This window comes from Aeromonas bivalvium, from assembly GCF_000819765.1.
Lineage (GTDB): Bacteria > Pseudomonadota > Gammaproteobacteria > Enterobacterales > Aeromonadaceae > Aeromonas > Aeromonas bivalvium.
The window spans coordinates 1-7,699 of the sequence record NZ_CDBT01000031.1 but is presented as its reverse complement, the minus strand read 5'-3'; the positions used below and the strand labels follow the sequence as shown (position 1 = coordinate 7,699).

General features: G+C 54.6%; 12 protein-coding genes. 10 read left to right on the top strand and 2 right to left on the bottom strand.

Annotated features, from left to right (window positions below; translation table 11 throughout):
- The first annotated feature begins 60 nt into the window (after positions 1-60).
- From BN1119_RS11045 to fghA, 6 genes are all read left to right on the top strand, one after another.
- Positions 61-534 carry an MbeB family mobilization protein gene (locus BN1119_RS11045; RefSeq protein ID WP_021314587.1) on the top strand — a complete coding sequence of 158 codons (474 nt, stop codon included), beginning with the start codon at positions 61-63 and terminating at the stop codon, positions 532-534.
- Positions 535-759 carry an MbeD family mobilization/exclusion protein gene (locus tag BN1119_RS11040; protein WP_021314586.1) on the top strand — a complete coding sequence of 75 codons (225 nt, stop codon included), beginning with the start codon at positions 535-537 and terminating at the stop codon, positions 757-759.
- A gap of 412 nt (positions 760-1,171) precedes the next feature.
- The gene (frmR, locus tag BN1119_RS11035) at positions 1,172-1,447 is read left to right on the top strand and encodes a formaldehyde-responsive transcriptional repressor FrmR (RefSeq protein WP_021314585.1); all 276 of its coding nucleotides are present in this window, start codon (positions 1,172-1,174) and stop codon (positions 1,445-1,447) included.
- Between the two features lie 34 nt (positions 1,448-1,481).
- Entirely contained in the window at positions 1,482-2,591 is a 1,110-nt protein-coding gene (gene frmA, locus BN1119_RS11030) for an S-(hydroxymethyl)glutathione dehydrogenase (protein WP_021314584.1), read from the top strand.
- 43 nt (positions 2,592-2,634) lie between these two features.
- Positions 2,635-3,033, top strand: a complete 399-nt coding sequence (locus BN1119_RS20055; RefSeq protein ID WP_021314583.1) for a VOC family protein — start codon at positions 2,635-2,637, stop codon at positions 3,031-3,033.
- 65 nt (positions 3,034-3,098) lie between these two features.
- Complete coding sequence (fghA, locus tag BN1119_RS20050; RefSeq protein ID WP_021314582.1) at positions 3,099-3,935, top strand: S-formylglutathione hydrolase; 837 nt, start codon at positions 3,099-3,101, stop codon at positions 3,933-3,935.
- Between the two features lie 220 nt (positions 3,936-4,155).
- On the opposite strand, the gene BN1119_RS11020 is transcribed toward fghA, so the two are convergent.
- The gene (locus tag BN1119_RS11020) at positions 4,156-4,449 is read right to left on the bottom strand and encodes a type II toxin-antitoxin system RelE/ParE family toxin (protein ID WP_021314593.1); all 294 of its coding nucleotides are present in this window, start codon (positions 4,447-4,449) and stop codon (positions 4,156-4,158) included.
- Positions 4,437-4,724, bottom strand: a complete 288-nt coding sequence (locus BN1119_RS11015) for a CopG family ribbon-helix-helix protein (RefSeq protein WP_021314592.1) — start codon at positions 4,722-4,724, stop codon at positions 4,437-4,439. The genes BN1119_RS11020 and BN1119_RS11015 overlap by 13 nt, the downstream gene beginning before the upstream one ends.
- A gap of 1,537 nt (positions 4,725-6,261) precedes the next feature.
- Between BN1119_RS11015 and BN1119_RS11005 the strand changes: the two genes are divergently transcribed.
- The 4 genes from BN1119_RS11005 to BN1119_RS10995 all read left to right on the top strand — a co-directional run.
- Positions 6,262-6,567, top strand: coding sequence for a hypothetical protein (locus BN1119_RS11005; RefSeq protein WP_021314590.1), 306 nt, complete (start codon positions 6,262-6,264; stop codon positions 6,565-6,567).
- Positions 6,564-6,905: a MobC family plasmid mobilization relaxosome protein gene (locus BN1119_RS11000; RefSeq protein ID WP_021314589.1), complete on the top strand. Its 342-nt coding sequence runs from the start codon at positions 6,564-6,566 to the stop codon at positions 6,903-6,905. The genes BN1119_RS11005 and BN1119_RS11000 overlap by 4 nt, the downstream gene beginning before the upstream one ends.
- Positions 6,902-7,075, top strand: a complete 174-nt coding sequence (locus tag BN1119_RS20475) for a hypothetical protein (protein WP_157438657.1) — start codon at positions 6,902-6,904, stop codon at positions 7,073-7,075. The genes BN1119_RS11000 and BN1119_RS20475 overlap by 4 nt, the downstream gene beginning before the upstream one ends.
- The coding region (locus tag BN1119_RS10995; RefSeq protein WP_041997768.1) for a relaxase/mobilization nuclease domain-containing protein at positions 7,072-7,699 on the top strand (628 nt) is incomplete at its 3' end. The genes BN1119_RS20475 and BN1119_RS10995, both read left to right, overlap by 4 nt.

Here is a 7,699-nt window from a genome sequence, read left to right as displayed (position 1 = left end):
AGAGTATCAGCATTGCCGACCCGGAAGGGGGGCGGAATATCCGGCTAAAAGGGGCCCTGTATGAGCAAGATTTTAGAGCTGGCCAAGAGCTTCGAAGAGAGCTCGAAGCAGCAGGCGAGCGATATCGAAACGAGCGTGAAGAACGCGTTCGAGCCGCACGAGAAAGCTATTCTCGCGGCGTTGGAATCAAGCGGTCTGAGATTGAACGCCGCTATCGACGCCCAGAACCGGAGGTGGGGCTGGCTGGTGTTGAAGGGGTGGGTCTTTCCGTTGATCGGGGTGGCGTTTCTGCTTGGGATCAGCTGGGTCGTGGTGTGGTACCAGGGGAGGGTCATCGCCGAGAACTGGGTAGAGATCTCGCGCCAGAACGCGACACTGGAGCAGTTGGCGGAGAAGGGCGGAACGTTGCACATAGGGACGTGTGGGGAGCGGCGGTGTATAGCCGTGTCGAAGGACACTCAGCTACCAGCGAAGGGGGTGTACTGGCGGCGGCAGAGCGATCAGAGAGTGATGTTTATTCCGGAGGGGTACTGAATGACAGAGCTCGAACGGCAGTTATTGAAAGCGTTAGAGAATTTGGAAGGCGGGTACAAAGCGCAGCACGCGGCCTGGGAGAGCGCCTACAGCGATTTGCGGCTGATGTTCGAGGCCACCTCTACCGAGAACCTGGCATTGCGGGAGAGCGTGGGGAGCTTGAGCAAGCAGGTGTTGCACTTGAGCGAGCAAGTCGAGCGATTGAGCCAAAAGTTGAAGCCCTGAGCCTGGAGCGGGAACTGCGGCGTGGTGGAATGAGCCTCGGGCGGGCGTATAGAGAGTATGGTGATCGGGAGTACGGTGATTGAGTGGGGCCAGTGGCCCCACCTAGTAAAGGGGTTTGAAGTCCAACAGCACGAAAACGTACGTTAGTGGGGTACTGTGTCTAAAAAGTCGATTTGGAGGCACTGCGCCTCTATAAAATACTCAAACCGATTTAATAGACACGCAATGAGCTCTTTTTTCGGTGTATCTAACTTTTTGAATTAGTGGACAAATTTCCTTCGCGTACAGATCCGCCCCATTGGGCTTCAAACCCCAAAAAATAATCACACCTTCATACTATAGTGGGGTATGCATTGATTTAAGTACCATACACCACTATAGTATATAAAAGTGCAAAGCTGTGAGGTACGCAATGCCCAGTACTCCGGAAGAGAAAAAAAAGGTACTTACCCGAGTTCGCCGCATCAGGGGGCAAATTGATGCTCTGGAAAGAGCTCTGGAGAATGGCGGTGAATGCCGCTCCATTCTCCAACAAATCGCTGCCGTCCGTGGCGCAGCTAACGGACTGATGGCGGAGGTGCTGGAGAGCCACATACGGGAAACCTTTGACCAGAATGACAGCTACAACCATGAAGTCAGTAAATCAGTTGACGATACAATTGAGCTGGTTCGTGCCTATCTTAAATAGCTGAGGCCATTATTACATTAAGGATAAATTACGCATGAAATCACGTGCCGCCGTTGCTTTTGCGCCAGGGAAGCCCCTGGAGATTGTTGAAATTGATGTTGCTCCGCCTAAAAAAGGCGAGGTGCTGATTAAAAACACCCACACAGGTGTTTGCCATACCGATGCCTTTACCTTATCCGGGGATGACCCTGAGGGCGTTTTTCCGGTGGTTCTCGGCCACGAGGGGGCAGGTATCGTCGTTGAAGTGGGCGAAGGCGTCACCAGTGTGAAGCCAGGTGATCATGTCATTCCGCTTTACACCGCCGAATGCGGAGAGTGTGAATTCTGTCAGTCCGGTAAAACGAACCTCTGTGTATCGGTTCGCGAGACTCAGGGGAAAGGACTGATGCCTGACGGGACCACCCGCTTTTCTTACAACGGTCAGCCTCTTTACCACTACATGGGATGCTCCACATTCAGTGAATACACCGTAGTGGCCGAGGTTTCTCTGGCAAAAATTAACCCGGAGGCCAACCATGAACACGTCTGCCTTTTGGGTTGTGGTGTGACTACCGGTATTGGCGCCGTCCATAACACAGCTAAAGTGCAGCCCGGCGATTCGGTTGCCATTTTTGGCCTGGGTGCAATTGGTCTGGCTGCTGTCCAGGGCGCACGTCAAGCAAAAGCGGGTCGCATTATCGCTATCGATACCAACCCGACAAAATTTGACTTGGCCCGTAAGTTCGGCGCCACCGACTGCATCAATCCGAATGACCATGACAAACCGATTAAAGATGTTCTGCTGGATATCAATAAGTGGGGTATTGACCATACCTTTGAATGTATCGGTAACGTTAACGTCATGCGTGCAGCGCTGGAAAGTGCTCACCGTGGGTGGGGACAGTCCGTTGTTATCGGGGTGGCGGGGGCCGGGCAGGAGATTTCCACCCGTCCTTTCCAACTGGTCACCGGTAGAGTATGGAAAGGTTCCGCGTTTGGTGGTGTGAAAGGCCGCACACAGCTACCTGGCATGGTCGAGGATGCTATGAAGGGCAATATCGAGCTTGAGCCTTTTGTGACCCATACCATGACGCTGAATGAAATCAATGATGCCTTTGAGCTTATGCATGAAGGTAAATCTATCCGGACGGTGATTCATTACTGATCCCATCAAGACTTTAACAAACGCAAATCGAAGGAAGTTAATAATGGCAATACCTGTAATTTCTGGCAATGACATCTTTTCTCACGTGTTCATAGGAGCATCTGATGTCGAAAAATCCGCCGCATTTTACGATGCGGTATTGGGATCGCTTGGTATCAATAACCTTGGTCCGTTTGGTAATGGTTGGGTACTTTATGGTCGCGAAAAGCCGGCATTCATCATTGCTCGCCCGGGCAACGGGGAGGCGCCTTCCGCTAACGGGGTGACTGTCGGATTCGCTGCTGCCACCCCGGAAGAGGTTGATGCTTTCCATGCTGCGGGCCTTGCCGCCGGTGGTGCTGATGAAGGTCAGCCAGGCCCGCGCGGCCACCTTCCAGGGGCCTATGCTGCCTACCTGCGAGATCCGGCAGGTAACAAAATTACAGCTTATACGTTCATCTGACGTCCGGATTTAAATATATTTCCCCTGATTTTCGGTCAGGGGAAATAAACATGAGATAATGGCTGATGGAACTCATCGAGCAGCATGCCAGCTTTGGCGGCTGGCAAAACGTATACCGACATTATTCACAATCTCTTAATTGTGAAATGAATTTCGGTGTGTATCTTCCTCCCAAAGCAGTAACAGAAAAACTGCCGGTGCTGTACTGGTTGTCTGGCCTGACCTGTACTGAGCAGAATTTTATTACTAAATCAGGTATGCAGCATTATGCCGCCCGGCATAACATCATCGTCGTTGTCCCGGATACTAGTCCCCGGGGTAATAATGTCCCGGATGCCGACGGCTACGATCTCGGCCAGGGGGCCAGTTTTTATCTGAACGCGACGGAACAGCCGTGGAATGTACATTACAGGATGTATGACTATCTTCTCGAAGAGCTGCCGAATGTCGTCATGAATCATTTTCCTGCAACGGCAAGAAAATCCATATCCGGACATTCTATGGGGGGGGTGGGCGCTCTGGTTCTGGCTCTGCGAAATCCTGGTGAATATGTGAGTGTATCTGCATTTTCCCCGATCGTATCACCTTCTCTGGTGCCATGGGGACAACAAGCATTTACCGCGTATCTGGGTGAAAACAGAAAAAAGTGGGAAGCCTACGATCCAGTCAGCCTGATTTTACAGGGTGAAACATTCCCAGAAATATTAATCGATCAGGGGTTGAGTGACGACTTTTATGAGACGCAGTTACGTACCGAAAACCTTGAGAGAGTATGCCGTGAGATGAACATCAAAGCGTCGATCCGATATCATACTGGTTACGATCACAGCTATTATTTCATTTCCAGCTTTATTGGCGAACACATTGCTTACCATGCAAACAAACTAAGGTTATTCGAGTAATTTAATTTTCTTCAACGGGGTTTGAAGCCCAATGGGGCGGATCTGTACGCGAAGGAAATTTGTCCACTAATTCAAAAAATTAGATACACCGAAAAAAAAGATCATTGCGTGTCTATTAAATCGGTTTGAGTATTTTATAGAGGTGTAGTGCCTCCAAATCGACTTTTTAGACACAGTCCCTCCACTAACGTACGTTTTCGTGGCGTTGGACTTCAAACCCCTAAATAAACCCAACCTCTCGTTGGTGGCGAATAGCCAAGATCACCACGGTGTCGCCTTCCAGGTAATAACGGGCCAGATAACCGCTGTCGCCAAAGGAGATAACCCACTCGCGAAATGTCTCCGGCAGCCCCTCAACAGGGCGGCCCATGGCGGGCTGCTGGCCGAGCTGGGCCAAGGCTGAACGGATGGTTTGGGCGGCTCGCTGTGCAACGACAGGGCTTTTGCTGTGCAAGAACTCTCTCAGGCGCTTGAGGTCGCGCAGGGCCGCCGGTGAAAGGGTTACTTGTGGCATGTAGGCGCGCCACCTTCGGTCTCAGTGCCCCAACCGGCCAGCCACTGGTCGGCTTCTTCGAGGGAGACGTGCAGGCCTGTCTCCTGAAACTCCTGCCAGGCATCGAGGGTATCGCGGCGAAACGCCTCTTTGCGCTCTTCGCGCTCAACGTACTGGGTGATGGCCTCGCGCATCATCCAGTGCGGCGAGCGGTCACGGGCTGCGGCCAGCAGCTTGATGCGGGTCTGGGTCTCGCTGTCGAGCTTGATGGACATGGGTTTGGTGGTCACAGGCATGGGGGACTCTCCCAATGGTATTACGTGGTATTACCATTGTAGCGTGGTTGTGTTGACCGGACCATGGGCAGGGTGGGGCCAGTGGCCCCACTTCGTTGTGGATGACCCTTTTCAGCCCATGATAGGGGTCGCCTTGGCTCATTTGGGCAGATCGTGGTGAGGATCTCAGGATCCAGCCATCAAACGCGCTGTGGCGCGTTTTTTTGTTGAGGCCATGCCAACGCCTTGAGAGAGGGTTTAAAAGGGCTGTAATCGTGGGCTATTGCGCTGCATTTTTGGCCTCGATCGCTCCCTGTGGCAGAATGGCGACTTTAAGTGGTCAGTGAGGGATGGAACAGGAACGATTCAAACGGACGATGAAGGCCCAATGGCATTGGGTGGATGGCTAACCCGTTTGGCCTGCCTACAACCCTGTTACGGGGGAAGACCTGTTGCGTGAGCCACAAGAAATGGGGCGGTATGAAGTCTATGTGGCCAAGCCGGGATTGTGTGTGAAGCCCAACAAGATCCCGTAAATGATCTTGATCGGATCCTCAGATCCAGCGTAACCTGCTCGTCAGAAACAAAAAACCCACCGTAAGGTGGGTTCTTTGCCCGGATATCTTCGGTTTGGCGACCTTAGAACCCGGTGGGTAACAGCTTCGAGCAGGAAGCGGATACCGTTAAGTACCCCCTCAGTTTAGCCGTGTGCGGCCCACTGTTCAAGTATCAAACCCCTGCTCGAACCCTGTTACCAAAGGCTTTCACCTTTGGCGCTTTGTCGTATTCGCTCGGATTGGACGCAAGTGATTGTTGCCGTAGCGGGTGTGAAGGTCGGGCAGAACGGGGAAATCTCACATACTGCCCAAGCGTGCAATCGCGCACCACAGCCTCCCAGGGCTCGCAACCCTGGGGCATCTGCAAGTAGAGCGTAACGGGGAACCAACCACGGCCAGCTCTTAAAAAACGGCGCGGCAGCCCGACCAACAGGCGGGGGCTAAAGCAGAGTGCAGCGGGACGGGGTGTGTTCTCTGGAGCGCGTGAGAGGGAGCTGCCGCAAGCAGTCTCGATAGTCCGGAGCAAGGCGAGCTTATCCTGTAAAAGACCCTAAAACGATGTGGGTCTGTAGGAGGGCTCTCCTATCTTGAAGCGCAGCGAAAGATAGGAGAGCCTGCTGACTGAGGAGGCTTGCCGACATCCTTTTCGCCCGTTTTTTTTGCTTCCCCAGGGCACGCATAATCCCCCTCTTGATCTCTCTTTTGCCTCCCATTCGTTACCTACATTCGAAGCCCTCCAATTACAGTCACTGTTACTTTAAATAGTCTCGCCAACAGGTGGTTACAACCTATTCCTGCTATGTCAAACTTGGCTCTAAGCCAGCATACACAGAGGGCCCTACGCCGCTTCGCGTCTTCGGTTCCTCTGTGAAGCTGGTTCAGGGGCGTGCCGCCCCCGAAACCCCCTGCCTCCACCGCCCCGAAAAACCCCGTTCCGGGCTTTCCCAGGTCGGCGGACAGGAGATGGATATGGTCACAGTTACCGGAATTGAGGTGATCGGATGAAGGACGAACGAGACGACCAGACCCTGGACTTGCTGCCGAGTAGCAAGCGTCGAGGTCGGCCACCGACCGGCAAGGCATTGAGCCCAGCCGCCAAGCAAGCGGCCTACCGGGCACGGCAACGGGAAAAAACGGTCACCGTTACCTTAAATCGTCCGGATTGTGGCGAGCTGGAGATCTTCCTGCTGAACCTACGGGATGGCCGCACCTCGACCCTAGACCCCGAGGTGGTGGCCAGGCTGCATGATGCTGTGCGGTCGGCATGGCTGGGGCAGCTTCATACCGGTAACGGTGACCAAAAATGACTCCGACCAAACGCGAACGGGTGATCAAGATCCGTGTCACCGCCGAGGAACTGGCCCGGCTCAAGGGCTTGAGTGGCGATGAACGGCTGGCTGAATGGATGCGGAGCCAGTGCCTTGGTAACGACAAAGCTGCCGGTCGGCGGCGAACGCCGGTACCCAAAGCCGATCCGGCTCTGCTGAGGCAGATAGCCGGGATCGGCAACAACCTCAACCAGGTAGCGCGGCGAGTGAATAGCGGGGAGTGGGGCGCGGTTGAGCGTGTCCAGGTGATCGCGGTGCTGATGGCGATGGAGCGTGCTTTGCAGGCCCTGTCTGCACCCTCAACGGAGGTAACGTGATGAACGAATGCGGCGTAGCCGAGTATGACTACACCCTGATCCGGTTGCCCGGCGAACAGGGGTGGAGCTTGCGGCTGTTGAAGAATGGCCAGGAAGTCAGCGGAGAGGTTTACCAGGAGCACGATGAGGCGCTCAGTGTGGCCACCGTCTGGCTGTGCAGTGAGTCATGATCGTCAAATTTCATGCCCGTGGCGTGGGGCGCGGTAGCGGCCCGATCGATTACCTGCTGGGGCCGCAGCGGGATCGGGAGGGGGCGACCCTTGACCGCGGCGATCCGGGTCTCATCGAGGCGTTGATCGACAGCAGCCCCTACGCCAAAAAGTACACCTCTGGCGTGCTGTCGTTCCAGGAAGCTGACTTGCCTCGGGAGGACAAGGACAAGCTGATGGACAGCTTCGAGCGTGCGTTGCTGCCGGGGCTGGATCGAGATCAGTACGCCTGTCTGTGGGTGGAGCACCGGGACAAAGAGCGGCTTGAACTCAACTTCGTGATCCCGAATATCGAGCTGATAAGTGGCAAGCGGCTGCAACCCTATTTCGACCGGGCCGACCGGCCCCGCATCGATGCGTGGAAGGTGGTGATCAACGCCCAGTTGGGCTTGCATGACCCGGATGATCCCTTGAACAAACGGGCCTTGATGACTCCCCGCAACCTGCCAAAGGCCAAGCAGGACGCGGCACAGGCGATCACCGACGGTCTGCTTTCGCTGGCGGCGGCCGGTGAGCTGGTCGATCGGGGAGACGTGGTGGCCACATTGAAGCAACACGGCTTTGAGGTGGTGCGGGAGACCCGCA